We start from the raw sequence: 25,543 nt of genomic DNA on the forward strand, positions 1-25,543 counted from the left end.
GACCGTGGCGACAAGGGCGGAAACGACCGTGGCGACAAGGGCGGCAACGACCGCAACGACAAGGGCGGCAACGACCGCAACGACAAGGGCGGCAATGACCGCAACGACAAGGGCGGCAATGACCGCAACGACAAGGGCGGAAACGACCGTGGCGACAAGGGCGGCAACGACCGCGGCGACAAGGGCGGCAACGACCGCAACGACAAGGGCGGAAACGACCGTGGCGACAAGGGCGGAAACGACCGTGGCGACAAGGGCGGCAACGACCGCAACGACAAGGGCGGCAACGACCGCAACGACAAGGGCGGCAACGACCGCAACGATAAGAGCGGCAACAGCGGCTCGAGCAACAGCGGTTCCGGCAGCAGCGGCAAAAGCGGCTCGGGCAACAGTGGCTCCGGCAGCAGCGGCAACAGCGGCTCGGGCAACAGTGGCTCCGGCAGCAGCGGCAACAGCGGCTCAGGCAACAGTGGTTCCGGCAGCAGCGGCTCGGGCAACAGTGGTTCCGGCAGCAGCGGCAACAGCGGCTCGGGCAACAGTGGTTCCGGCAGCGGCGGCAACAGCGGCTCTGGCAACAGTGGTTCCGGCAGCAGCGGCAACAGCGGCTCTGGCAACAGTGGTTCCGGCAGCAGCGGCAACAGCGGCTCTGGCAACAGTGGCTCCGGTAGCAGCGGCAACAGCGGCTCGGGCAACAGCGGTTCCGGCAACAGCGGTTCGGGCAACAGTGGTTCCGGCAACAGCGGCAACAGTGGCTCAGGCAACAATGGCGGCAACGGTGGCTCTGGCAACAATGGCAACAACGGCGGCTCGGGCAACAACGGCAACAACGGCAACAACGGTGGCTCTGGCAGCAGCGGCACCGGTGGCCCCGGCAAGAGCGGCGGCCATAACTGATCCGGCATAGCGAACCGGAGGAGGGGCTTCAGGCAACGAAGCCCTTCCTCAATGGAAATATCCGAGATGCGGCCCGGCGACGGTGTCTTCACTATTTGCCTGGCGCATTCCCTTTCCTCTCTCATTCCTGTGCCCGCGTGCTGGCGCAAAGGATGTCACAGGAATCGCAGCGTCTCTTCTGTGCAGTGATGGTTCAGATGTAGTGCGTAGGAGTTGCTGCACCCGAAAGGGGAGAGTGCTGGATCTCTGTGAGATAACCCGGACTGGGCCGGGAACACAGAGATGAGGGGGGAGAGGGGTATTTGTGAGGGGCCGGGATCCTGCATCTGGGAGGGGGATTCCGGTTTGGGGGACGAAAGAGGGGTGCCGCAAGGTACCCCTTTTTTGTGGCATTAAGGAGCAAGTGGCGCGGATTGAGGCTCAGGCAAGGCGCTCTTCGTTCGCCGGTCCGCGCGATGGTTGACAGTCCCGGACGATCTATATTTTATGGATCGCTAATATGGCGATAAAAGGCGAACCTGATTTCAATCGGCGCCGCGGCATATGGCAGACCAGGCTGAGCCAGAAATTACATTTCCCTAAAGCAGTTGTTGTGAACTCGGACCGGACAGGCAGATGAGCAACGCTTCAGATTCCGAACACATCACGTCGTCCGGCCATAAGCTCAGCGCCGGAGGTCATCTCAATCTTCATTACCTGGCGCTGAGGGACGAATATGATGCCACCCTTCGCGCCGCCGGCATCCGGTCCGGCTGGTCAGTGCTTGATGCGGGAGCAGGCAACGGGGTCTTCCTGCCTTTAATGGCGGAGCTGCTGGGCCCCGAAGGGCATATCGAGGCTTGTGATCTGGCGCGGGAAAATCTCGAGGCAATCGAAGGCTTGATTGCAAGCGAGCGGCTTGCCTGTCCAATAAGAGCGCGAACCGGCAACATCCTCGCGCTGCCCTATGAGACGGGCACATTCGATGCGGTCTGGAGCGCGAACGTCGTCCAGTATCTGAGCGATGTGGAGCTGACACAAGCAATCGCCGAATTCCGCCGCGTCGTAAAGCCGGGCGGACTTGTGGCAGTGAAGGAGGTCGATATCTCGGTTTGGCAGTATCAGCCGCAGGATCCCAAACTGATGTGGCGTCTGCTCGATGCGCTGTCTGATGACGTGCAGATGTCAGGCGCAATGAGGGGAACGCGCGTATCGGCGTGGTTTCGAGCGGCGGGCCTCGAGAATGTCTCCGCAATCACGACGCTCGCGGAACGCCGTCAGCCGCTCACGTCCGTGGAGCGCGAATACATTCGCAACAATCTGGAATTCTTGTCCGGACTGGCCAGAACGCGCGATTTGACAGAAGCGGATCATCGCCAATGGAAAGCGATCGGTGAAGAGCCGGAACGCCTGATTGGCGACCCCGATTTCTGCTATCGCGAAATGTGGGTACTCAGCCTGGGCATCGTGCCGAGGTCTTAAGCACCTTTCGTCGCCACGATCTGCCCCGCGATCTATTGCGGTAATGCCGGAGTGGCGAGGGGCGCAGGATGCGCAGTGCGGTCCCGCCAACTTGTGCTTCCGCTCCCAAGCGATCGCGATCGCAAAGCTCCGGAGGCAAGACATCAGAGGTCTTGTGGCGCCCAAAGCCGTCGGCGACGCCGATCAGCCGCCGCAGGTATCGCAGCACGGAACCGATTCTACGTGATGTTACGGGCCAAGAATTGGTTCGAATGTTATGATGTTGCCGCTTGTGGGAGGCCGGCCATGACCGGTCCTGACGTTCCGCATTATCAAAGCGTTTGTACGCACCGTGGCCTGTTCAATGGCATTGATCAGGCCACAGGTGGGAGTGGGAGCAACCGCAGTGCTTCTCGGGAAGTATCGAAGACATAGGAGGCGAATATGAAACGAATTGCTGCTGCGTCACTTGCCTTTCTAACGATTGGATTTACGGCACCGCCCATGGATACCGCAAATGCTGTCGTCTACTGTCAATATATCAGTTATCCGGCGGGCTGCGTCGTAAGACCCGGGGTGGTGCTGAGGCCGCGTCCGGTTGCTCGTGCAGCGCGTGGTACGGTGACGCAGGGAACTGCTGTAAATAAGGGTGGTCCAGTTAACCGCGTCGGTCGTCGCTAGTTGTCGGTTTCGACGCGCCAACCTCGACCGCTACCAGATCGTCCAAGCTCCGAAGCCAAGACATCAAAGGTCACGGGAATCTTGTGGCACTCGCTCCATGATGCCGCCCTTGTGGCCGGCAACGACCGCTCCGGTGCGAAGCGGTCGTTGCCGGGTCAATACTGCCGCCGTGCAGGCGGCCAGAGGGCGGCTGCGCGACTGTCGTTCCCCGCCATCACACCATACCGTCGTCAGGTTTCAGAGGCTGCAGGACGATATCGGAGATCGCCGATACTCCGACCTTGAAGGCAATCTGGTATTCCGGATCCGCAACCATATCCTTGAATGCGGAGCGGCGTGGATACTGAACCAGCACGACCGCATCCCAACCCTTTTCCTGCCCGGTCGTCAGCACAGGCAGGCCATTTCCGCCAAACAGGATTTTCGCGCCGAAGCGAGCCAGGATCGGCTTCGCCATCCGCAGGTATTCCAGATATCTTTGCTTGCCGCCATCGGGCTCGAACCGGATGAGGTTCAGCATGACGACGGCAGAATCGTCGTCTTCGGCCAGGAAGGCGTCGAATACGGCAGGTGAGAATGAAACCATCTAACTTCCTTTGACACGGCACCGGGAGTGGGTGTGGGTGCGCCGGTCAACTGTTAGCCTGTCGCAGTGCCAGAAACTGGCAGGAACGAGCGCCAGTCGCGATCCTGTTGCTGCCACTGTTTCATGATCGACTGGCGTCGACCGGGGTAACGCTCGTCCGAAATAGCCTTCACCTGCAGACGATCGACGCGGAAGTGGCGGAAGGCCGATCTCTGTTCGCACCAGGCCGCCAGGACACGCACATCGTCGAAATAAACGATGGCGATCGGCCAGATGATGCGATCCGAGAGCGAGCCCTGAGCGTCTTCATAGCTGATCGCCACTTTGCGCTGCCGATGGATGGCATCGCGCAATGACGCGGCCTGCGGAGGGTCCACACGCTGGGAAACCGAGGCCGCCGCGAGGGCAGGCGGCCCATCCTTCGTCGCCGGGCCGTTCTTTTGGGCGGAAATTATCTTGGCCAGAGCGCTTTCGCTGCCCTGTGCCAGCGCAGGATCGGCGCGCTGCTGCACCCAGGCGAGGCCAAGGGTCAATGCGTCCAGCTCATCCGGCGAAAATGCGAATTCCGGCAGAAAGAAGCCTGGGCCCAAAGAGTAGCCAATACCCGCCTGTCCCTTGACGGGAGCGCCCAGCGACCGCAGCGTTTCAATGTCCCGGTATATGCTTCGCAGCGAAATGCCCAGCTCGCGTGCCAGATCGAGGGCCGTGACGGGTCTCCTGCGTGCTCGCAGCACGCTTATAAGCTCAAACAGACGGTTCGTTCTCGACATATCCAGTTTCTTCCGAGGCCAGTCCCATGCTCACGCATCCGACGCAAGGTCTCCAGCAAACCGGGACCTTCTTGCGACCGGAAGCAGCCGACCCGAAGATAGTCGACCTTGAGAATTTACAAGAGACGGGATTTCAACATTCCCAGGCGGCAATGAGGCATGTGGTGGCCTGAATTTGGCCAGCCTAGAAGAGGCGTACCGGAGCTGCCCAATCGGTGCGGTGATTGAATCAAGCGCCCTAGGTAGGAGCAATATCAGGCCCCGAGCTTCTTCACTTCACGTGCCCGATGACCCGAATTGCCTCTCCGGAGACCTCAAGGGGAAAGCGCTTACCTGTGCTTTCAATAACGGTCAGGATCGCATCTATATCTTGTGGCACCAGTTTCGCAGGAACATTGTTCGGCCGCTTCCACTCGACAATTCGTCGAAACTCGACCCACTCGATCTCCACTAAGGGATAGACGTTAAGGGGCCAGAGATCGATATAGGCACGAGGAGGATACAATCCGGGATATACGGGCGACCACTCCTTATCGTCATCAATGAACTTGACCGTCATCCCCTCAACTTTAACCGCAGACTCTTCGATAGCCTCGAACAGCGTCCGCCATTTGCTGTTCGACATCAACGAGGCCGCATAGGTCTCCGACGCAAACTTCTTCGACTCCAAGCGACGCGCCATCATATCGACAGGTTGGTTCTTCCACATGCTGCATCTCCGAGAGGCGTCCGATCAAATCGCTCCTACTCATTCCGTAGCACAGCTAACCAAAGACATGAACACGGTGAGGGCGCGTCCCAATGCAGCGTTGCAACGAGTTTCAACGGTATCGACGCAAAGCTGCCCACGCCGCATGCTTGCAGGTCGATGGCAGCAAATTCGGCTTCCTGTTGTCGGGAACTCTGGCAATCGAGGCCTTGGGCGGTTCAATGACAGCTCTGGCCCGAACGGGCCATGCAGCGGGTGGGATGACGAGCCCGGCAAGCGGCGAAGGCTTGTTCGCCGCTTCGGTCAGGGTTCCCGTCATCCCCTGCTCAGATCAGCCTGCCTTGCCGGGCAGCGGCGTGTTGAGCAGCTGCTGCTCCCAGAGATAGGCAATGCCGCTGCCGGCGGCATGCAGCTTGAAGATGTCGGTCAGCTCGTCGGCGTGTTCGGTGCGCGCCCAGTCGCGCTGCCATTCGGCGGCCAGCGCCACCCAGGTCATCATGTTGGCGCCCGCCGCGATCATGCGCTGGATGGCCACCTCGTGAGCCTCGATCGACGTGCCGCCCGAGGCATCGGTGATGACAGTGACATCCCAGCCTTCGCCGAGCGCCTGGATGACGGGCATGGCGACGCAGATCTCGGTCCAGAGACCCGCGATGATCAGCTGCTTGCGGCCCGTTGCCTTGACCGCATCAACCACCTTCCTGTCCTCCCAGGTGTTGATGAAGGTCCGGTCGATCACCTCCTGGCCCGGGAACACATCGGTGATCTGCGGGAAGATGAGGCCGCCGCGCGCGGCGACCACGCTGGTCAGGATGGTCGGCACGCCGAAAGCCCTGGCGGCCTTTGCCAGCGCCGCCGAATTGTTGACCACCATCTGCGGATCATGGCTGTTCAGGTTCGCGAGCTGGTAGGGCTGATGGTCGATCAGGACGAGTACGGAATCTTCCGGGCGGAGAAGCGAAGCAAGGCCATTACGAAAGGTCATGAAGGGATCCTCTGCTGCCGTCTTGTATGAGTTCGGTCTGGATGTTTCTCGATATTGAGACAGACATGCGCTGACAGCGGCGCCGCCTGCGAGACGGACACTGTCATTCCCGTTTTCGATACGGTAGCCTCCCGTTCTGCCAAGCTGTGTCGCAGGATGGGGAACGCCAACCGTGGATATCGAAGATCTCAGGACATTCGTGGAAGTTGCCGATGCCGGCGGCGTTTCGCCCGCCGCGCGGCGGCTCGGCATTTCCAAGTCCATGGTCAGCCGCCGGCTCATCCGGCTCGAAGCCGAACTCGGCGTACAGCTTCTGGCGCGAACGACCCGCGGTGCGGCGCTCACCGAAGCGGGGATCACCTTTCGGGACCATGCCGCCAGGGTCGGTTCCGAGATCGACACTGCCATGGAAACGATCCTGCCTTCCGGCGATCTTCGCGGCCGGCTGCGCATTGCCGTGCCGGTTTCCTTCGGCCCCAGCCACTTCGCCCACGTGCTGGCGCAGATGGCGCAACGCCACCCCGAACTCCACATCCATGCGTATTACAGCGACCGCTTCGTCGATCTCATCGCCGAGGGTTTCGACTGCGCGATCCGGGTCGGCTACCTGCCGGACTCGAACCTGGTCGCAAGACGCATCGGTCCGCTCTACGGAAAGCTGGTCGCAAGCCCTGATTACATCAGAAGGCACGGTTCGCCCCAAACGCCGGAGGAACTCGCCGGCCACGAGGCCCTCATGCAGGGAACGGAGGTCTGGCAGTTCATGGACGGAGAGGAGATCATCACGGTTCATCCGCGCGGGCGCTTCAAGGCGGATAACGCGCTCGCTCTCGCCGCCGCCGCCCTGGCCGGCGTCGGCATCGCCTGGATCCCCGACGGCGTAACCCACGACCATCTGGCTTCCGGCGCGCTGGTTCCGGTCATGACATGCTACCCGCCACCGCCCGCCGGCATCTACGTCATCCGCCCGTCGGGGCAGCATGCGACGCGGAAGGTGCGGGTGCTGACGGACATGCTGATCGAATGTTTCGAAGAGGCTCCGGCGCCGATGGGAGCTGCCGGCATGGCGTGAACAGCGCTTCGAAGCGCCTTCGACCTGCGCCGGCGCAGTGGATGGCGCGCGTTCTTTCAGTTATTCTTTCCAGCGAATATCGGCTTCCTGTCCCCATTCAAGCGAGGAGATTGCAAGGATGACAGAAGGGGAGATTGGCTGGGTCACTGCCATCATCGTAGGCCTGGTTGCAGGGTGGATGGCGGATAAATTCATGCATACTCACCTGCCGTTCGGATGGGCAGCTGTCGGGATGTCAGGCGCCTTTATCCTGAATGCGATAGCCGAAAAGGCCGGCTATCACTGGGGCGGCTGGCTGACCTACTTGCTGCTCGGCTTCTTCGGGGCATGTATGCTTCTGATCCCCCTTCGTCTCTATATAGTCCGCACGCGGCTTCCCAAAACTCCGGATGAGTGGTGAGACACGGCTTCGGTTAGCGCCAATGCCGCCATCGGCCTTGCGGACATCAAAAGGGCTTGTCTGCCGCATTCTACCCCAGGGCTTCGTCGAACGCCTTTCGGCCGATCCCGGCGAGCCAGGAGCGGAAAGTGAGGATTTCCGGATTGATCTCGCGCATGAGATCCAGATCCACACGTTCTGCCAGTGGGCCATCTTCCAGGCTCCTCGCCATGTGCGCGAGGTCGGCATTGGCTGCAAGAACATCGTCGGGAAAGCGCGCATAGGTGATCGTGCGGCCGGCGATTTCGCTCAGGGCGGCCTCGAGTTCGTAGCCGGTCAGCCTGTCGCTTGCGATTTTCAAGGCGACGCTGCCGAACCGGACCTTGTCGGCGAACATGGCCGCAACGAATTTGCCAATATCGTCCACCGCGGTCAGCTGGATCGAATGCTCCGGCCTGATGAGAGAGAGCAACTGGCCCTGGTCCAGGCCGAATCCCGGCCGCACCAGCATTTCCATGAAGATCATCGGCCTGACGATCGTGGCCGTGACAGGCAGTTTGCGGATATGCGCCTCTATGCGAGGCTTGGCGTCAAAACGCGCCACACCCGTCGGCTTGTCGCCGACGCTGGCGCCCGAGGAATAAAGGAGATGCGCGACGCCGCTTTCGACGGCCAGGTCGGCGATCGAAATCCCCAGACGTTCTTCCTCCTCTGCCGACAGGTTGGCCGGCAGCACGCTGAAAACGCCATATGCGTCTTTCATCGCCGCCCGGACGGCATCCTCGTCCTCGAATGATCCGGGCACGATTTCGACGCCGGCCTCCTGCAGGGCGATCGCGGCCGGCGACCCGGTATTCAATACAAGTGCGCGGACAGGTCGCTTCGCTTTCAGCAAGGCTCTGGCGACCGATCCGCCCTGACGACCGGTGGCGCCGAAAACGAGAATTGGATGTTTGTCATTGGTCATTGGGAACCCTCGCGTTGAACAACGACCGTCCATATATACGAGTAGAAAATCGCCGGAAGACGGCACATTTTTCAGCGTCAGGCACAAGGATGATACGCTTGGACAATGGTATCGGACCCGGCTCCCTTCAGGGACCAGAGGACAAACCACAATTCAGGCCGATCCCGTCAAACGGGATTTGCACACGGCTGGGCGACAAGTGGACTGTGCATGTTCTATGGCGGCTGTCTCTGGCCGATGAGCAACGGCTGCGCTTTTCAGCGCTCAGGAAAGAGATCGACGGGATCACCCAGAGAATGCTGACGCTGACGCTGCGCAACCTGGAGCGCGACGGCATGGTGATGCGTCATTACTTTCCCGAAGTACCGCCGCGCGTCGAATATGAACTGACCGATATGGGCGCCGGCGTGCTGCACGCTCTCGAGAGCTTCAACCTGTGGGTCCGGGATAATCTGCCCGTCGTCGAAGAACATCGTCGCTCCTATGACGAAGCCCTGAAGTAATTTCTTGAGCATGTCGCGCAAATGCGCAACCACCGCGCCACGCCGCGCTACCCATAGACATCATAATCCACCACAGCCTTCACCCCGGTCTCCGACCGGTGACGCAGGCGTTTGACGACTGGCTGCGTGAATGTCAGTGCCAGCGCGTCGGCTTCGTTGGGCGAGGGCAGGCCACTGTCCTTCATGTCTTCCTTGGATGCACCAACCGAGCTATGGCTGCAAGCCGCATAGGCGGGAGCGTTGATATTCCCATGCGCCGGCAGGGATCGCGACCAGTACCGCCGCGAGATTGATAGCGGCTCTCATTCAACCAGCCCGTAGAAGATGTCCCAGAGGCGGTTCTTGCGTGGCTCTACGGTTTCGAGGCAGTTAGCGTCTAGGCCTACGGGGCTCTTGTCGCGGCACATGCCGACCAGCAGCGCGTATCGCTCGCGTTCGACGTCCCCTAGGCGCCACAGCACAAATGCCAATATTCCGATCAACACGATCATGATCACATTGCGCAAATTCGTCGCCCCCACGATGTTGAAGAGGCTAGCCGCTTTCGGCTGAACTGGAAAGGTGCCGCTAATGATCGCCCAACGCCGCAAAATTCCTGAGAACATGACACGGCTCAATGAGGGCGAGGAGTACATCTGCAAGCGGTCGATTGCCGCGATTGAGGCCGATGAAGCGCTTCTGAATCATGTCGAACTAATCGAAGCGGTGATGGACCATATTGATTTCTTCGCGAAGCGCGATGCCGTCGACCTCGATCAAGAAACCATCCAATTGCTCGGCGCCCGGATATTCAACGATCTCGGATCTGCGTATGGTCAGCTCACGCGAGGCTACTATCAGCTTGCAGCGGCGACCCTGCGCGACATCATGGAGATTGTCTTTTTATGGGGCTGGTTCGACCGCGATCCCGCCAAGATAACTGAATGGCGGGAATCGGACGACAAGAAGCGCCGGCAGATTTTTGCACCGGTGAAGGTTCGTGAGTTCCTCGACAAATTCGATAACTTCAAGGAAGGCAAGCGCGGCCCGGCGTACAAGTTATTCTGCGAGTATGCGTCGCATGCGACGTGGCACGGCTTCGCGCTGATGCGGCCCACCGGTGGAGGCCAAGTCGTCATGGGGCCGTTCTTTGATGCACCATTGATGAAGGCCGTGCTCGAGGAGATGGCGCAACTCGCCGCACAGGCCGGCAACTATTTCTCGGGCTTCTTCGACAAGACCGGCGAGGACGTGCAAGCACTTGAGGTCTGGCTGCGCCGATATGTGGTCACGGGCGAATGGGCCGAAAAATACCTTGGCCGGCCGCACGACAGGAAGTTCGTCACAGAGATGGAGACATGGCTGCTTCAGCTCAAAGCACAAGCATGATGGGTTCCAGGACAGTGCCAGCGATCTAGCCGCCACCTGCTACCCATAGACATCATAATCCACCACAGCCTTCACCCCGGTCTCCGACCGGTGACGCAGCTTCTTTGCCACCGGCTGCGTGAAGGTCAGCGCCAGGGCATCGCCTTCATTGGGCGATGGCAGACCGCGATCCTTCATGTCTTCCTTGCTTTCGAGCTGGATCTTGCCGTCCAGCCGCGCCACGGTCTCCGGTCCCACCAAGTCCTGGTAGAGAACCTCATTGCCGGGATCGATCGCGCCGCCGGCCTTCAGCCAGCGTTTCATCTGGCCCCAGATATAGGCGCGCATATTGTAATAGCCGGGGTCGAGCACCTTCGTCGAGGCGAACCAGACGAGCTGCCACGAGCGGCCCATGACGGTACCGGCGCTGGCGATGCCGGTGCCGTAGCCGGCATCCACGAAGACGGCGTCGGCCTCGTATTCATCCTCCAGCCGGGCGATGAGATTGGCAACCTCGATATCGTTGTCGTTGCGGGCAATGGTCGCCAGCCGCTTCGAATAGAGGCCCTGGCGCAGCATGATCACCGTCGGGTCGTCGCCCGTCCAGGCGGGGTCGACGCCCAAAATGACGGGCGCGAAGGCATATTGCTCGGGGCGCAGGTGCGTTGATCTGGCCCGGTCGGCATCGTCGGCGGAGATGAACTGCATGGCGGACTGGCTCGGAAACTGGCCGCGAACGCGCACCTTGACGATATCGCTATCCTCGCCGTGATCGTCCACGAGACGTTGCAGGAACTCTTTGTTGGTGCCGGGCACCGTGCGGCTGTCGATCTGCCTTCCCACCCAGCGGTGGCGGAAGCGGCGGAAGCACTCGCGGAAGCGGCCGCTGTTTCTGGTCGGGTTGCCGAAGACGATCCAGATGATGACCGTATCCTCGTCCGTCAGCGCGCCTTCGGCCACTTCCCAGACCTTGTCGTGGATCTTGGAGGCCTCGTCGAAGAGCAGGAGTATGATGCGGCCCTTGTTGTGCAGGCCGGCGAAGGCTTCCGTATTGTGCTCGCTCCAGGAGACGAAATCCTGCCGCCAGCTTTCGCTGCGCTCGGGATCGCGCGACTTGATGGACATGGCCTGCACATCGAACCAGTGGGCGGTGATCGAAAGTCGGAACCATTTGCCGATTTCGGGCGCCGTCTTGGTGCGCAGCTGGCCCTCGGTATTGGCCGTCGTGACGATCTTGCAATCGGCAAAGCAGGACATGGCCCAGTTGGAGAGCATGCCCATTTCCGCCGATTTGCCGATGCCGTGGCCGGAGGCGACCGCGATCTGCAGCGGCTGGTAGCGGGTGGCAGGGTCGGCAAGATGGGCGCCGATCAGCTCGTTGATCTCGTCCTGCCAGGGGCGCGGGCCGTCATAGTCCTTGAGTTCGCCCATGCCCCAGTCCCAGGCGAGCCGGCTCCAGCGCTTCGGGCTGAAGCGGCAGGCGGCGGCAAGCTCGATGATCGCGTCATTAGGATCGCTGATTTCGCCGGATGCGGCGGGCAGGGGCTTTCGGCGCGTCATGCTACTGCGCTTCGCCATCGTTTTGCGTCTCAGTGCGCCTTTGCGCCCGCTCCAGCCGCTCGGCGAGCGCGGAGAGGCCCTTGTGCTCGATGATCTCCTTGAAGGCATTGATGCGGATATGTTTGCCGATCAGCTCCAGCCGGCGCAGCCGCTCGGCAAATTTCACCTTCTTCACATGGCCGATTTCGCGGCGCTCCTTGCCCGTGCCCTCGTAGAGCGCGGAGATTTCGAGATCCGTCACCAGCCCCTGCCGCCAGATCTCGGGCCATTCCCGGATCGGCAGGAGATCGCCATTGTCGTCATAGAGATCGCCGAGATCGGCTTCGGCCTCGGCGGCAAGCCGCGTCAGCAGCCAGTCCGCATCGATCCGCGTGCGCTCGGAGCGCTCGGCCTTCGCCTTGCCGATGGCTGCGGCAATATGAGGTATCTTCAGCAGCCTGCAGGCAGTCTCCTTCGCGCCGCGAGGCGAATAGCCCGCCCTTATCGCCGCCTGCGCGCCCACAGTATCGACGAGATATTCCTCCACAAAGCGCTGCTGCCGCGCCGTCAGTTCGCTCATGCCATCACATCCCGGTTTGCCGGGGAGATAACAGAGCAACGGTTGGCGCAATGAATGGGCGGAAGAAAGGAAAAATGTGAACGGCCGGCGGGAACCTTTTCGGGGAACTGCGCGTTTGGGGCCTCAGCCGCTTTCTGTGCCTGACCTAGCGGGAGGAAAATCGCCCCGGGTGATGGCGGCGCAAGAATATCAGTAGGGAATGCAGCTTTTACGCGTAAATACGGACGTTAACCACCCTATTTAACTGAATTAAACGATAATCGTTGCTGCATGCAATGAATTAATCAAGGATTTATTAGAATAGAGGAGTTCGCTTATGCTTGAAAAACTTAAGAATGCTATCGGTATATCTGACAGGATGCACCGGGACAGGGAAATCAGCAGGATTGGCTATAGCGAAGAACCTTCCAGGCTGGTCGTCGAATTTTCCGACGGCAGCATGCATACCCATCTCGATGTCATCGAAGGGCACATCGTCGGCCTGCGCATCGCCGAGGACAAGCTGGATTTCTACGAATCCCAGATCGAGCCTTCGAACCGCCCGCTGGAATCCGGAAGCGCGGGGCGGGGATGAGCCCAGTCCATAGCGGGCAGGGGGACCATAACGGAGAGGGGGAACGGGACGAGCATACAGCAAACCCTGCTGCCGCAACCGGCGAGCAAGGAACGCAGTCCTATGATCCCGCCCGGTCCTCCGATGAGCCCCCGGTTGCGGTGACGGTCAAACTCGCATCGCATCTGATCAGCGAGATCACCTATGATCCCGTCACGCGGATCCTCGAGATCGAGCACCGGCTGAAAGGCCACCGCCGATATTTCGACGTGCCCCAGGGCGTCGTCATAAACCTGGTCACCGCGCCATCGCCCGGCTGGTATTACACGCAGCACATCCGCGACGCCTTCCGCCGCGACGACGCCCACCGGCACTTTTCCTTCCACTGGCTGCGCTCCCGCGATCATCATCATTGAGGCAGGCGGGATCGCCGCAGCGAGATCCGATGGCGGTCTCGTGCTGCCTGCATGGCTAAAAATAGCTAAGTCCTTGATCCTGAATAAGTGACGCAGGAAAGCGGAAAAACTTTTATATTTTTTTCCGTCGCCGGAGGCTTTCTCCTGATTTGAATTTCTTTACGCGTAAGTTTGGGAGTAAGTGGATCACTTATTCAGGATCAATGACTTAGCCGGAATTTTGGCCGCTTTTGCTGCATTTTCAGAAATTCTTATTCAGGATCAATGGGTTATCGTCGAGTGGCTGGGGATCTGAGCCGAGGGGCGGCGCTTTCCGGGCTGTGCGAGACGCCAAGTTCGGCCTCCAGCCCAAGCCGGGAAATGCGGGCCTGTTATAGTTTCGATGTTGCTAACTCAATGATAGATAGTAGTCCACTCAAGTCAAAATATTGGCTAACAAAACGATAAATCCTTAATTCGTAGCGTCTTTCCTTGGGCCAGACTGCCGCTTTCGGCAGAAACTCTTTCCCTGTTTCTTCAATTATGCTACTATAAAGTGAGTTAGGGAGGGTAACATGCGTATCTTCGTACTACTCATCGCTATCGGCCTCTGCATATCGACCGTCGCTGTCGTTCCGCCCGCTGCGGTGGCGGGGCCCTGCGACCCGAATGTCGGCAACTGCTAGCCAGAAAAATCCGGATACACCGGCACTGACCGGTTCCGCTTGAGAACCTTTGAGCGCCACTATCTCTGGAGAGGCGGATGGATAATCCCTGGCCGGCGGATATCCCGTGGTCGCTCTGGAACTACCAGGGCCTGACCATCAGCGACATGCCGCAACTGCCCATGATGGGCGTTCGGTTCGAGCCCTCTTTCCTCTACGCTTTCGCTTTCGGCTGTTTTTTCGTGGCCTTCTTTTCCTGGCCGCGGTTCAAGGCGAGGGGGCGGAATATCAATGCCACCTCGGAAGCGCTGCGTGATTTCGACCCGACGGACCTCGGCGGCCAGAATTCGCTCCACAGGGCCTATTTCATCTATGCCGGCGCGATGCTGATCCTCTATGTGTCGCTGACCTTTTTCGGCAAGCTGATCTTCCAGGCAACGCAGATGATCCCCGTTGCCGGCATTTCCGTCGATATTGCCGAATTGAAATTCGACAGTCCGCAATGGCCGCTGACCCTTGCCTTCGCGTTTGCGGGGCTTGCGGACCTGCTGCCGCCGGTGCGGATCGCCGAGGAGTGGCTGCGCAACCGCGCCTACCGGGCAGCCGGCATTCCCGTGCGCATCGAACAGACCACCCGCAGCCTCATCGCCACGCTGGAGGAACCGCCGGGGCACAGCGGCGAGCGCCGGGAGCATTTGCGCAACAGGGGCAGGGGCTCGCTTGCCGAAATGCTGGGGCACTTTCGCAAGAACTGGCAGGCCCAGATCGATGCCTATCCACGCGTCAGGTGGCTGCTCGGAAAGCGGACGTCGCGAACCCGGGAGCTGCTCGCGCTACTGTCGCAGCTGGAGCTCCTGATCGTCTGGGCGAAGACGACGCGCGGCAGCTGGCCGGGCGCCGAGGTTTCAGCCCGCGTGCGGGAGACTGAAGCCAAGTTCGTCGATAGCGCCGATGCTCTGCTGAACAGCTTTCAGCGCCGGCTGCAGGAAACCGGCGATCCCAATGCCACCGATCCGGCCCATGCCGAGCTGCATGCGGGCGAAGCCCGGCCGGCCAATCCCGATCTACGTGCGAGCGAAGCCCAGCCGGCCAATGCCGGTCTGCACGCGAGCGAAGCGCGGTTCGACGATTATATTTCGCAGGTCATGAAGGACGCGACAGCGGTCCGTTTCGAACTGGTGACGCTGCTGGCGATCTTCCTCGAGCGCGACCCGGATTTTCGCGGGCCGGCCAGGGCGCCGAAGCCCGGCCTGGCACACCCGATCGATGCGCTTGCCGATCTGCTGCTCGAAACCGACCGGCCGGATGCCGTCGGCAGCGGGCCGGAGGCGGGGCTGCTGCTCTCGCTCATCCCCGTCTTCATCCTGTTTGCCGCCAGCGCCTGGCAGGGCGCGCAGGAACTCGTCAGTCAATATGTGGAGACGACGAACCTCGCCGGGGTGCTGCTGACGGCACTGGTCGAAACCCTGAAGATCGCCTCGCTGACCTGGCTGCCGCTTCTGGCGGCCTTTTCGCTGCGTCAATACCGGTGGGACACCAAGGACTGGGTCGGCGCGCAGCAGGATTGGGACTATAGAAATTCCTCGCGCCTGTCGCAGATGATGGGTTGCCTTGCGCTGGCGCTCGCCGTCTCGATCCTCGGACTGACCGGGGTTGCGATGCTGCGGGCCTTTGCCATCGCCCAGAATGCGAACCATTTCAATTCGCTGCTCTTCGGCGGATCGGCCCCCTTCATGCTCTATTATCCGACCCTTGCCGTCACCCTTCTCCCGATGGTGCCGATGTGCCTGGCGGCGGCCGATGCGCGGGCGCATGGAAGGCCGGTCCTTGGCCATGCGGTGCTCTGCGCCGCTTTGGTGCTGGTGCTTTCCATCGCCCACAGCTGGTTCTGGGATCCCAATTGGCCGGACGCCTGTTTCAAGGCGGAGACAATTGCGACCGCAGAATGCAGCCGGCGGTCGGATACGCTGAGCCGGCTCATTCTGACGGTCCTGGTATTCCTCGCCAGCTGGAACCTCGGCCAGCCCGGTTTCAGCAGAACGCGGCGGCGGATCAACCGAAAGCAGGCGGAGTTTGTCTGCGCGGTCCTCATGGCCGCCACCTTCGTGCTGAGCACGCCCGTTTTCGCTCGCGACGTGCGCGTCGGCTTCCGCGACAATGTCGAGCCGTTCTCCTATCTCGTCGGCGATGGGCACGGAAAGGCGCATCATATCGGCTACCTAGCGGACCTCTGCCACGAGATTTTCGCGGTCGGCGAATATACGATCGAGGAAGTGTCGGTCACGACGGCCGAACGCTTCAAGCTGGTGAACGGGGACACGGTCGGCGACAAGAAGCCCGTCGACGTTCTCTGCGATACAGTGACCATGCGCTTTTCGGGATTGTCGATCAGCGCCAATGGCGATTCAGGCGACGATGCCGATGGCCGGTCCAAACGGGACTGGAACAGCATCTACTCGCCGATCGTCTTTGCCTCCGGCGTCTCCTATCTCGTCCGGTATTCGCGGGAAGCGACGACCTATGCCGGCGATGTCGTGATCGGTTACGTCTCGGCAACGACGGCCGCAGATGTTGCCTTCAAGAGCTGCCAGGTCGACTTCTTCAAGGGGCTGGCACCGACCCAGCGAAAGGCACTCTACGAGCGCTGCCGTTTCCTCGATGCGGCGGCGGCGGTCAGGCGCAGGATTGCGATGCTGCTGCCCGACAATCCCGGTTCGCGTGCTTCCGCCCCGGCATCGTCTGAAAAGGCGATGCCGGATCATGCCAGCGTATCGCCCGAAATAGAGCTGCCGCCCGATTTCAAGACATCGCTTGAAAAGGCGCTCCAAAGCGCGAAGAACCTCGCGCCCCTTTCGATCCTGCCTGATACGACATCCTTTCTACCGCTGCCGTCGCAGGAGATGGCGAACAATCTCATCACCACCGTGGGCAAGATTTGCGGGTCGAGCCCGAATACGTCGGGCGATCAGGCCGCGCAATCGATCGTCCTGTGCGACGACGCGCTGAAGCCCGATCCGCTCAAATTGATATCCGCCGCCGTCACCGATCCGCGTTGCAACCCTGATGAGAAGAAGGAACTCAGCGATGCTGACAAGAAGAAGAGATCCTGGCGTGAATATCATTTCTGCCCGATGAAGGATTACGGGGATCTCATCCGGTGGTTCTGCAGCCCGAATCCGGGCCTGAGACCGGTCTTCATGGGCGATCGGGAGCTGATCCTCGGCAAGCTCGACAGCTGGAACGCCCGCAATACGCCCTGCGCGGTCGAGCAGTTGATTGGCGCCGAATATCTGACCTACGAACCCTATGCGCTGCTGGTCAGCAAAGACGATCCCGAGTTGGTGCAATTCGTGCAGAGGCGCGTCTACCAGATCTTTTCCCACCGCTCGACGGCAACGGCACGCTTCGCCTCCTATTTCCCCAAACGCAGCATGTCTTCTGCGCTCGCCTATCTCTATCTGCTGAATGCCGTCGATCCCGAGCAGGGCTATCTCGTTCCCTGCGGCACGCCCGACAAGGCGCAGAGCGACGGAACAGGCCCAGCTTCAGCGGTGTCCCGCCCGGCCGGCGACATCAGGTCCTGTGCAGACGAGACCGAAAAGAAGCCCGCGCCTGCCGCGTTGAACGCCTGGCTGGCGGCTGCGGGCGAGCGGGCACGTTCGATCCTGTCTTCGGTGCTGCGCACCTCGGGGATCATCGAGTGAATGGGTGTCGGCGCGGCGGCAGCGGGCTCAAGGTTGCGGGGTTTTCGACCCCAAATAGGCGCGTTCCAATCCTTGCTGCAGGACATAGGGGAATTCGGCCCTGTCGAGCCTGTATTCGCCGGGTTCGGCATCGGCAACGTTTGCCATGATCAGCCTTACCCTGGCATAGGCATAGTTGCAGCTGAGGCTGTCCTCGATCCCCTCGAATTCCAGTTCCGCGAGGCAATTGATCATATCGAAGTCGGGATGATCATGCTCGCCGAGAATGCGCGCGACCGTGCCGGCTATCCCGTTCAGGCTCTTTTCGCGCGCGGACGGCGCAAAGCGGGCCGGCCCTTTTTTCCCTGCGGTCTCCTCGATGATCCTCGAGGCGGTGGCATCATCAATCCTCAGCGGCGGAACGGCATATTTTCCCGCCATCTTGATGAATAGCGCGGCCCTCCAGCAAACGATCAGCTTCTTACCAACGATCCTGGTGGTGGTCGAACACTGGTAAATCGTGTGGCGTGTCGACGAAAACTTGTCCAGAAACGCATCTGATGACAGCGGCACCTCGGCGAGGCCTACGCCCGGAAGGAGGAGGGTGATCGCAAGAAGGAACGGTCGCCAGCGGCTATGCATGAGATCTCCCCATAGTCTGGAGGCGGCATTTCGCCGCCGCTTTATCTGCAGGCCATTAAAAGCCTGAATGATGGATTTGCAATCAGGAGCTGAGGCAATTCAGTTGCAACCTGAAAGGCTGCCGGGCGAATAAGCCTGTACAAGACCTCGTCATTGAGGCCCCGGACGGTCCTTCGATAAAGCGTCCGCACTTCCCGGCGCGGTGATGAGCCTGTAGAGTGGCCGAACGTGCGCCAGATCATCCCACCCGGAGTTTCTCAATGGCCGAGGTCTTGCTGTTCCACCACGCACAGGGGCTGACCGCCGGCGTGCGCGCCTTTGCCGATGACATCAGGTCTGCCGGTCACAAGGTGCATACGCCCGATCTCTTCGAAGGACGCACCTTTCCGAGTATTGCCGAGGGTCTTGCCCATATCGGTGCAACCGGGTTCGACGCCATGCGGGAGCGCGGCGTCCGCCTTGCCGACGAGCTGCCTTCGGGGATCGTCTATGCCGGGTTCTCGTTCGGGGTCCTGCCGGCGCAGAAGCTCGCGCAGACGCGGCCGGGCGCGCGGGGAGCCCTGCTTTTCTACTCCTGCCTGCCGATCAGCGGGGAGTGGGCCTTCGGACCCTGGCCGGCCAGCGTTCCGGTGCAGATCCACGGCATGGATAACGACCCGGTCTTCGTCGGCGAGGGCGATATCGATGCCGCCCGCGAGATCGTGGAGGAGGCTGATGACGCCGAGCTTTTCCTCTATCCCGGCGACCAGCACTATTTCGCCGACAGCTCGCTGCCCTCCTATGACGCGGATGCGACCCGGCTGCTGACGATCAGGGTGCGTGCGTTTCTGAACCGCGTTGACACGGGCCGATAGCCCGAAAATCTCCCGGCTTGGGGCGCTTTGCAATTTCAAATTCTCATTTTGAACAACGAGTTAGTTATGACGGATGAAGAGTGCGAGCAGATTTGGGAGTTTTTTCGACTTCTGCCCGACGAGCCCGCAGAGCAGCGGAGCAAGAAGGACGCATTTCTGAGGGAGTTTCGCGAGGCAAGCGATGGGCGAATTCTCGCAAATACGTTGATGGTCGAGGCGCTTGTCTCAAGAGTTCCCGAATATGTGGAACCCGCCCTGCTGGTCGGTCATGTCTACGGTTTTAACGACGAAAGCGTGGATGTACTTCTCACGCTGCTGCGGCAAGACTGGCACCACAGGCACGAGGACATCGTTCTTGCGCTTGCGGCATTGAAAGCGCCTCGCGCAGTCGAAGATCTGGACTGGGCCACCCGATGGGTGCCCAGCTATCTGGAGTGGGATGAGAACCGCGTCCTCGCACGAAAGGCCGCCTATGCGCTCGGGGCGATCGACACGCCCGAAGCGCGGGCGGCGATTTTCGCGCTCAGCAAGGATGCAGATCCCGTCATTGCCAGACATGGGCAAGAGCAGCTGATGCTCAGCGCAACCATTGCGCCGGCCGCAGAGAAAAGATCCATTCTTGCCAGGACCTATGAGTGGATTGCGGGCGGCAAGTTCGAATGACGAGGCTGCCTACAATCCCCGGCCTTCACGGCCTTCGGCCCGTCCCGATTGACCTGCCGACTTGAAGCTGTAGCCTGCGCCCATGCAAAATGCGCTGCTCGACTATGCCGATCTCATCTCGCTGCTGACGGCGGTCGGCACCTTCGTCGCGATCGTCGCCGGCGTCGTCGAGCTCATCAAGGCGCGGCGCGAGCATGTGAGAGCGAAGGAGCAGGAGTTCAACAGCTCCTACCTGACGATCAGCGATGCCTATCACCAGCTGCTCGAACTCTCCGTCGAATACCCCCATCTCGGCATCTTCCCCTGGCAGGAAGAACCCGCCGACCTCTCGCCCGACGACCTCGTCAGGCGGGACATTTTCTACGAAATGATGATCTCGATCTTCGAGCGCGCCTATCTGGAACGGCACAAGACGCCCGAGATAGCAGAGCATTTCTGGCCGGGCTGGGAGACGTTTCTCAGGCGGCAGATCGAGAAGCCATCATTCCGGAAATACTGGGGTATTTTCGATGGGGAGGGCGCGTTCGGAGCGTATGACAAGCGCTTCGAGGCGTTTGCCAAGCGGCTGGATGGCGGGCTGCCCGGTCAGGATGGAGTGTGAGGCATGTCACCGGAGAGGGAGAGCGAACGCCCCCGAACAAGAACAGCGTAAGCGGATTCTAAATCTACTATCAGTTGCTGTGCCAGTGTGGGTCAACCAAGTTGCATGGCGGTAAAACTCCCCGGCAGGATCGCCGAAATGATGACATCCACAAGATAAAATCTACCTAGACGGATTAGCCCAATTCTTGCAATCCTCGGGGGTGGTGCAGACATTATTGTCGCGATAAGATCAACCCGATACCGCGGTGGGCCGGATCTGTAACCTCGACTTGGAACTTGTTGAAGGCCCAACGTATTGTTTAGGCGTTCTTCTATCGATCGAGGGTAAAATGTCTGCAGAGTCCACGCGTCTCACGTCCGAGGCAATGACACTATCGGCCGCCGCCGTCCTGAATTCACTCATCTCCGTGCTTGGCAACAAGGGCCTGCTTTCTCCCGAGGAAGAGCGCGAAGTCTACCGCGCCGCCGCCGACATGATCGACGAGGCCTCCGGCGACGACGAGGACGGAACCTACGAGCTGGCGCGTGAGCTTATCGAACTCAGGCTTGCCGATACCTAGGGCATGTCGCGCAGGAATGTGCAGCAAATTCTTCGGTCGCCGGGTCGCTGACATCAATGCACCAGCCTCGGCGTCAGGCGCCGGGGCGCAAGGGTCGAAGGCCGGGTCTCGGGCAGGAGTTGCATCAACTGGTCGAATAACGCATGCACGAGGCGGAAGTCACGGCTCTGCTGCAGCTGAGCATTCTGGAAGGCCGGCACGGAAGACGCGATGACCACCCAGCCATTTCCGAGCCGCCGCGCCACGGCGACGGACTGGGTCGTGATCAGGCCGTTGGCATCCGGCTCCCCCGACGCCAGTTCAAAGAGGGAAATCTCGCCAGCATCCTGCGGGAAGATCAGCGGCGTCGGAACGGCGCCGATGGACCGTCCTGCAGAGCCATCCGCCTCGGCGCATCGCACCGGCAGCCAGTTCTCGCCCTGGACGAGTTGAGGTTCTGAAAAGCCGAAATGCTGCGCAAAGGCGCGCTTGTGTTCCCAGTCCTGCGGGTCGGTCAGCATCAGCAGGATATTGCCGTCTTCGATGACCCGCGCGTAGCCCTGGAAAAGAGCATTGCCCAGCATCTGGTTCACTCTCGGGATCACCAGGATGAGGCGACGGGTACCGGCCAGGCTCTCCCAGGGAGCATCCGCCAGCGGAATGACGTTGCAGCCACGGTCCTCAAGGCAATTGCGCAGCTCGGACAGTCCGGTCGCTGTCTCCGATGTCGCGCTGTCGACGTCAGGGGTGCGCGATTCATCGAAGATGACGGTAGCAGGGGCATTGGCATTGCCGAGGTCGGCGAGCACCGTCGCCACAAGCCTGAACAGCATCATGACGGTCTCCGTTGCCAGGACGAGGCCGCCGAAGGCGCAGACGAAAAGCCCGGCGCGGATCGAGCCCATCATGTCAGGGTTCGGAGCGCCCAAGGCCAGCTCGCCTTTCGTCAGGATCAGGCCGAAGATCGATGCAACGACGGCGATGGTTGCCGCCTGCTGCACGGAGCGCGTGTCCGCCGCCACCTCGCGCCTCAGCCGCATGGTCGGGATGGCTTCGTAGATGAAGGTGAAGACCAGGGCTGCAAAGCCGATGATCGTCAGAAGACCGCTGATCGCGGCGGAATAGAAGGTGGTGAGCACCGCCTCGCTCAAAACGACCCCGAACCAGAAGAGGGCGATGATGGCGAGGAAAAGACCGAAACGGACGACGACAGTCCGGTCCTTGACCCAGGCGCGCTCGATGCGGCGGATCTTGAAGCCGCGCAGCAGGGTTTCGGAGGAATAGCGCGTCGCCATCGTGTTCAGCTTCGATATGTCGAAGCTCGTCAGGCCCAGCATGGCGCCGCCATAGATGAAGGCCGTCGCCAGATTGTTACGCAATCCGTTGGCGGCGAGATAAAATCCGATGCAGCCCGCAACCACAGCCCATGTTCCGAAGACAACTCTCAGCACCCGGAGAAGCCTGCCGTCGCCGCCCGGCAGCAAGACGAGCACGACGAATGGGCAGGACAGGAGAAAAAATCCGGTTGCCGGCCCCAGGATCTCGTAGAGTGCTCCATACGGCGTTTGAACGAGCGGTCCGAGGCGGGCCTCTATAGGCGGCCAGATATACTGCAATATCAGCGCGTAAATTACATGCGTCAGGGCGACGATCGCCCACATGATAAGGGGTATGCCGACAAACTGTCCGAGCCTGGCGCCTTGTTTGGCGTCGAGCAGGCCCGAAATCAGGCCGGCAATCAAAATCGCAGGCAACCATCCCCATAAGGCGAAGAAATGTTGCCAGGTTCCAAACCAGTCCGCAATGAAAGATCGAATGTATTCCATTGAATTTCTTGTCGAAACCGAACCAATATATCATGTGTTCTTTATGGCTGTGATTTATACGTTATTATACCTCGGGTGGAATTTCTATATCTGGAATTAATATTTACGACCGAAGCAACGCAAGGCAAATGACTGCCCGATTCCCGCTCTCACAGCTATCCGTCAGCTGCGCGAACAGATCTTCCTGCCGATGAGGCGTCGACCAGCAGTCGCCGGCCCATCCGGATCCCGGAAACCGATTGCGATTTAAAACCGGTGAGGCTATCCTGTAACTGATTGCATGACGCAATCAGATCCGCGTTCGCGCGGCGCTCCGAAGGAGGGAGAGGACATGGCCAAGCTTGTTTTCGGAAAGAACGTGTCACTGGACGGATACATCGATCATCAGGCGTTTGCGCCCGGTCCGGTGCTCTTCCGTCACTTCATCGAGAGCGTGCGGGGTGCTGCCGCCATCGTCTACGGCCGCCGCATGTACGAGATCATGCGCTATTGGGACGAGGACCACCCCGAGTGGGACGCGGCGGCACGCGATTTCGCGGCGGCGTGGCGGGGTCGGCAGAAATGGGTCGTGTCGCGCTCGCTGAAGTCGGTCGGCCCCAATGCCACGCTTGTCGGCGAGGGGCTCGAAACGGTCATCGGCGGGCTGAAGGACAGGCTTGCCGGGGAGATCGGCATTGGCGGATCGGAGCTGGCGCGAAGCCTGACCGAGCTTGGTCTCATCGATGAGTACCAGCTCTATTTCCATCCCGTCGTGCTCGGCCACGGCACACCATTCTTCGCCGCGCCGCGGCCACGGCTGCGCCTCGTGGCCAGCGATCGCATGGACGAGGACGTGATCAGGCTGACCTATGTTCCGGCTTGAGGGTTGGGGCGGCTGATACGTCCAGATGCATGCACCCGTCTGTCCCAAAAATATACCGCACAAGCTGTGTTTTCGCGCACAGCTCGCTAACTCTTCGTTGAAAAATTCGGATGTAGGATGCATCCGCAAATATTCCTTCCACCTGCGTAGTTGCGCTTCATTCGGCGGGCTGAGGGATGTGTGGGGCTGCTTTGCGGAGGGGTGATGAAGAGCTTTGGCGAGGTGCTGGCGAGCTATCACGGTATTGCGCCGGGTTTCAATTTCCTGCGTCTTGCGCTGGCGCTCACCATCGTCTTCTATCATGTGCTCACGGCAGACGGCTATTATGGAACTGCGCACGGCCCGGTTCTGTGGTTTTTCGAATATAGCCTCGTGCCGATGTTCTTTGCGCTCAGCGGGTTTCTGATCACGGCGAGCGCCCAGCGGCTCGATCTGGCGAATTTCCTGCTCAATCGCGCTCTGCGTATCGTTCCTGCTCTCGCGGTCGATATCCTGATCTGCGCCTTCATTATCGGCCCGGCCGTCACCACGCTGCCGCTTGGCGAATACTTCACCGATGCGGGTTTCCTGGCCTATCTGATGAACATCATCGGCATGGTGCAGTTGCAGTTGCCCGGCGTCTTCACCAGCAATCCCATTCAGCAGGTCAATGGCGCGCTCTGGACCATTCCCTGGGAGATTACTTGTTACATCATCATGGCATTCATGATGATAACGGGTGTGGTGCGACGACAGACGGCAACGTTCCTGCTGCTTGCCGCTTTCCTCATCGCCGGTCTTGCGATCGAGCATTTTGTGCCGGTCAGGCCAGGGGTTGGATACGGCCTCCATACATTGTTCGTCATTCGCGGCGCCCAGTTGATCACGGCTTTCCTGTGTGGCGTGCTCGCCTACCAGTTCAGGGGCCGGATACCGATGAGCAGGGCGCTCTTCTCGATCTCCGTCGCGGTCGCGCTGATCGCGATGATCGTGCTCGATACGCGGGCCACGGAAAGCGTCGCAAACCGCCTGATCCTGATCCCGGTTCTCACCTACATCACCATCTATGCCGGCCTGTCGCGGCTGCCGTTGCCGAAGATTCTCGGGCGCGGCGATTATTCCTACGGCGTCTATCTCTACCACGTGCCGTTCATACAGCTTTCGATCTTCCTGGCGCCGTCTTTCTTCGTCGGCACGATCCCCGGCGTCGTCATGCTGACGGCGGTGACAATTGGTATCGTGCTCTGCGTCGCTGCCGTTTCCTGGCACGTCGTCGAGAAGCCCGTGCTGTCGCTGCGGCGCTTTGCGCTGACGGGCAGGGCGACCGGGGAGGGCCGGGCGGTGATGGCGCCGGTGGCAGCCGTGGAAGGGGTGGGGCGGTAGCGGCGGCCAGGGGCGGAGACGTTGGTGGCCGTGGCCCCCTCATCCGGCCCTTCGGGCCACCTTCTCCCCGCCGGGGAGAAGAGGGAGCAAGCGGCGCGGTCTCATGTAACGAATAGGGGCTTTGACAGGAAGCGGGTGGCCACGACGCTGTCCCTTCTCCCCGGCGGGGAGAAGGTGGCCCGAAGGGCCGGATGAGGGGGCTGCACGGCACCTCGGAAAATGAAGGGCCCTGTCTCCCGGTCCCCACCGCCATCCCGTTGCCCCTGCAATACCTTTTCCGAACCCGTCCAGCGCGCGGCAGACCCGTCGCCAAGCCCCGCGAGCATGCGCAAGCATCATCATATGGACGTAGGGAGGCACCACCCGCATACCCCTGATTGCTGTCGTACGGTCCCGCGCGAAAACTGCCAGAATGGGTGTCTTGAAATACTGCTTCGTGGGGCC

General features: G+C 60.6%; 27 protein-coding genes. 16 read left to right on the forward strand and 11 right to left on the reverse strand.

What is annotated here, in order from left to right; genetic code table 11:
- The 3 genes from FHX06_RS05820 to FHX06_RS35535 form a co-directional block, all read left to right on the forward strand.
- On the forward strand, positions 1–894 hold an 894-nt coding region (locus FHX06_RS05820), incomplete at its 5' end, for a hypothetical protein (protein WP_183878422.1).
- A 615-nt stretch (positions 895–1,509) separates the two neighbouring features.
- Complete coding sequence (locus tag FHX06_RS05825; RefSeq protein WP_183878424.1) at positions 1,510–2,355, forward strand: class I SAM-dependent methyltransferase; 846 nt, start codon at positions 1,510–1,512, stop codon at positions 2,353–2,355.
- Positions 2,356–2,778: 423 nt separating this feature from the next.
- On the forward strand, positions 2,779–3,015 hold the full coding sequence (locus tag FHX06_RS35535; RefSeq protein ID WP_112547924.1) for a hypothetical protein: 237 nt from the start codon (positions 2,779–2,781) through the stop codon (positions 3,013–3,015).
- 214 nt (positions 3,016–3,229) lie between these two features.
- Here FHX06_RS35535 and FHX06_RS05830 read toward each other — a convergent pair whose 3' ends face one another.
- The 4 genes from FHX06_RS05830 to FHX06_RS05845 all read right to left on the reverse strand — a co-directional run bounded on the left by FHX06_RS05830 (position 3,230) and on the right by FHX06_RS05845 (position 6,065).
- A complete protein-coding gene (locus FHX06_RS05830) occupies positions 3,230–3,601 on the reverse strand; it encodes a DUF1330 domain-containing protein (RefSeq protein WP_112971810.1) in 372 nt (123 codons plus the stop codon).
- 53 nt (positions 3,602–3,654) lie between these two features.
- Positions 3,655–4,371, reverse strand: a complete 717-nt coding sequence (locus FHX06_RS05835; protein WP_183878426.1) for a helix-turn-helix transcriptional regulator — start codon at positions 4,369–4,371, stop codon at positions 3,655–3,657.
- A 271-nt stretch (positions 4,372–4,642) separates the two neighbouring features.
- Positions 4,643–5,080: a DUF6678 family protein gene (locus FHX06_RS05840; protein ID WP_113148480.1), complete on the reverse strand. Its 438-nt coding sequence runs from the start codon at positions 5,078–5,080 to the stop codon at positions 4,643–4,645.
- Between the two features lie 331 nt (positions 5,081–5,411).
- Positions 5,412–6,065: a hydrolase gene (locus FHX06_RS05845; protein ID WP_113017284.1), complete on the reverse strand. Its 654-nt coding sequence runs from the start codon at positions 6,063–6,065 to the stop codon at positions 5,412–5,414.
- Between the two features lie 172 nt (positions 6,066–6,237).
- Between FHX06_RS05845 and FHX06_RS05850 the strand changes: the two genes are divergently transcribed.
- Entirely contained in the window at positions 6,238–7,137 is a 900-nt protein-coding gene (locus FHX06_RS05850; protein WP_113017283.1) for a LysR family transcriptional regulator, read from the forward strand.
- A gap of 118 nt (positions 7,138–7,255) precedes the next feature.
- Positions 7,256–7,537: a GlsB/YeaQ/YmgE family stress response membrane protein gene (locus FHX06_RS05855; RefSeq protein WP_018114898.1), complete on the forward strand. Its 282-nt coding sequence runs from the start codon at positions 7,256–7,258 to the stop codon at positions 7,535–7,537.
- A gap of 70 nt (positions 7,538–7,607) precedes the next feature.
- On the opposite strand, the gene FHX06_RS05860 is transcribed toward FHX06_RS05855, so the two are convergent.
- A complete protein-coding gene (locus tag FHX06_RS05860) occupies positions 7,608–8,483 on the reverse strand; it encodes an NmrA/HSCARG family protein (protein ID WP_113017282.1) in 876 nt (291 codons plus the stop codon).
- A gap of 89 nt (positions 8,484–8,572) precedes the next feature.
- On the opposite strand from FHX06_RS05860, the gene FHX06_RS05865 reads away from it, so the two are divergent.
- Entirely contained in the window at positions 8,573–8,986 is a 414-nt protein-coding gene (locus FHX06_RS05865) for a winged helix-turn-helix transcriptional regulator (RefSeq protein WP_113017281.1), read from the forward strand.
- 47 nt (positions 8,987–9,033) lie between these two features.
- Here the strand turns inward: FHX06_RS05865 and FHX06_RS05870 are convergent, their stop codons facing one another.
- Both FHX06_RS05870 and FHX06_RS05875 read right to left on the reverse strand, forming a co-directional pair.
- Positions 9,034–9,171, reverse strand: coding sequence for a hypothetical protein (locus FHX06_RS05870; protein WP_162728647.1), 138 nt, complete (start codon positions 9,169–9,171; stop codon positions 9,034–9,036).
- A 117-nt stretch (positions 9,172–9,288) separates the two neighbouring features.
- Complete coding sequence (locus FHX06_RS05875) at positions 9,289–9,483, reverse strand: hypothetical protein (RefSeq protein ID WP_312866502.1); 195 nt, start codon at positions 9,481–9,483, stop codon at positions 9,289–9,291.
- 73 nt (positions 9,484–9,556) lie between these two features.
- On the opposite strand from FHX06_RS05875, the gene FHX06_RS05880 reads away from it, so the two are divergent.
- A complete protein-coding gene (locus tag FHX06_RS05880) occupies positions 9,557–10,354 on the forward strand; it encodes a hypothetical protein (RefSeq protein ID WP_162728646.1) in 798 nt (265 codons plus the stop codon).
- A gap of 39 nt (positions 10,355–10,393) precedes the next feature.
- Here FHX06_RS05880 and FHX06_RS05885 read toward each other — a convergent pair whose 3' ends face one another.
- Together FHX06_RS05885 and FHX06_RS05890 are read right to left on the reverse strand one after the other, a co-directional pair.
- Positions 10,394–11,911: a terminase gene (locus tag FHX06_RS05885; RefSeq protein ID WP_183878428.1), complete on the reverse strand. Its 1,518-nt coding sequence runs from the start codon at positions 11,909–11,911 to the stop codon at positions 10,394–10,396.
- The gene (locus tag FHX06_RS05890; protein ID WP_113017278.1) at positions 11,895–12,452 is read right to left on the reverse strand and encodes a terminase small subunit; all 558 of its coding nucleotides are present in this window, start codon (positions 12,450–12,452) and stop codon (positions 11,895–11,897) included. The genes FHX06_RS05885 and FHX06_RS05890 overlap by 17 nt, the downstream gene beginning before the upstream one ends.
- A gap of 316 nt (positions 12,453–12,768) precedes the next feature.
- On the opposite strand from FHX06_RS05890, the gene FHX06_RS05895 reads away from it, so the two are divergent.
- From FHX06_RS05895 to FHX06_RS05905, 3 genes are all read left to right on the forward strand, one after another.
- Positions 12,769–13,026 (forward strand): KTSC domain-containing protein, encoded by a 258-nt coding sequence (locus tag FHX06_RS05895; protein ID WP_113017277.1) that lies wholly within the window; start codon positions 12,769–12,771, stop codon positions 13,024–13,026.
- The gene (locus tag FHX06_RS05900) at positions 13,023–13,421 is read left to right on the forward strand and encodes a KTSC domain-containing protein (protein ID WP_113017276.1); all 399 of its coding nucleotides are present in this window, start codon (positions 13,023–13,025) and stop codon (positions 13,419–13,421) included. Before FHX06_RS05895 ends, FHX06_RS05900 begins: the two co-directional genes overlap by 4 nt.
- A 742-nt stretch (positions 13,422–14,163) precedes the next feature.
- The gene (locus FHX06_RS05905) at positions 14,164–17,769 is read left to right on the forward strand and encodes a hypothetical protein (RefSeq protein WP_113017275.1); all 3,606 of its coding nucleotides are present in this window, start codon (positions 14,164–14,166) and stop codon (positions 17,767–17,769) included.
- Between the two features lie 27 nt (positions 17,770–17,796).
- Here FHX06_RS05905 and FHX06_RS05910 read toward each other — a convergent pair whose 3' ends face one another.
- Positions 17,797–18,390, reverse strand: coding sequence for a hypothetical protein (locus tag FHX06_RS05910; RefSeq protein WP_183878430.1), 594 nt, complete (start codon positions 18,388–18,390; stop codon positions 17,797–17,799).
- Between the two features lie 260 nt (positions 18,391–18,650).
- On the opposite strand from FHX06_RS05910, the gene FHX06_RS05915 reads away from it, so the two are divergent.
- The 4 genes from FHX06_RS05915 (at position 18,651) to FHX06_RS05930 (ending at position 21,070) form a co-directional block, all read left to right on the forward strand.
- Positions 18,651–19,244, forward strand: coding sequence for a dienelactone hydrolase family protein (locus FHX06_RS05915; protein WP_183878433.1), 594 nt, complete (start codon positions 18,651–18,653; stop codon positions 19,242–19,244).
- A 27-nt stretch (positions 19,245–19,271) separates the two neighbouring features.
- A complete protein-coding gene (locus tag FHX06_RS05920) occupies positions 19,272–19,907 on the forward strand; it encodes a HEAT repeat domain-containing protein (RefSeq protein ID WP_183878435.1) in 636 nt (211 codons plus the stop codon).
- Positions 19,908–19,989: 82 nt separating this feature from the next.
- Entirely contained in the window at positions 19,990–20,508 is a 519-nt protein-coding gene (locus FHX06_RS05925; RefSeq protein ID WP_183878437.1) for a hypothetical protein, read from the forward strand.
- 331 nt (positions 20,509–20,839) lie between these two features.
- A complete protein-coding gene (locus tag FHX06_RS05930) occupies positions 20,840–21,070 on the forward strand; it encodes a hypothetical protein (RefSeq protein ID WP_018114917.1) in 231 nt (76 codons plus the stop codon).
- Positions 21,071–21,123: 53 nt separating this feature from the next.
- Here the strand turns inward: FHX06_RS05930 and FHX06_RS05935 are convergent, their stop codons facing one another.
- Positions 21,124–22,803 carry a hypothetical protein gene (locus tag FHX06_RS05935; RefSeq protein ID WP_183878438.1) on the reverse strand — a complete coding sequence of 560 codons (1,680 nt, stop codon included), beginning with the start codon at positions 22,801–22,803 and terminating at the stop codon, positions 21,124–21,126.
- 403 nt (positions 22,804–23,206) lie between these two features.
- On the opposite strand from FHX06_RS05935, the gene FHX06_RS05940 reads away from it, so the two are divergent.
- Both FHX06_RS05940 and FHX06_RS05945 read left to right on the forward strand, forming a co-directional pair.
- Positions 23,207–23,737 carry a dihydrofolate reductase family protein gene (locus FHX06_RS05940; RefSeq protein WP_183878440.1) on the forward strand — a complete coding sequence of 177 codons (531 nt, stop codon included), beginning with the start codon at positions 23,207–23,209 and terminating at the stop codon, positions 23,735–23,737.
- A gap of 204 nt (positions 23,738–23,941) precedes the next feature.
- A complete protein-coding gene (locus tag FHX06_RS05945) occupies positions 23,942–25,099 on the forward strand; it encodes an acyltransferase family protein (RefSeq protein ID WP_183878442.1) in 1,158 nt (385 codons plus the stop codon).
- Positions 25,100–25,543: the final 444 nt, after the last annotated feature.

This window comes from Rhizobium sp. BK512, from assembly GCF_014194915.1.
Classification (GTDB): Bacteria; Pseudomonadota; Alphaproteobacteria; order Rhizobiales; family Rhizobiaceae; genus Rhizobium.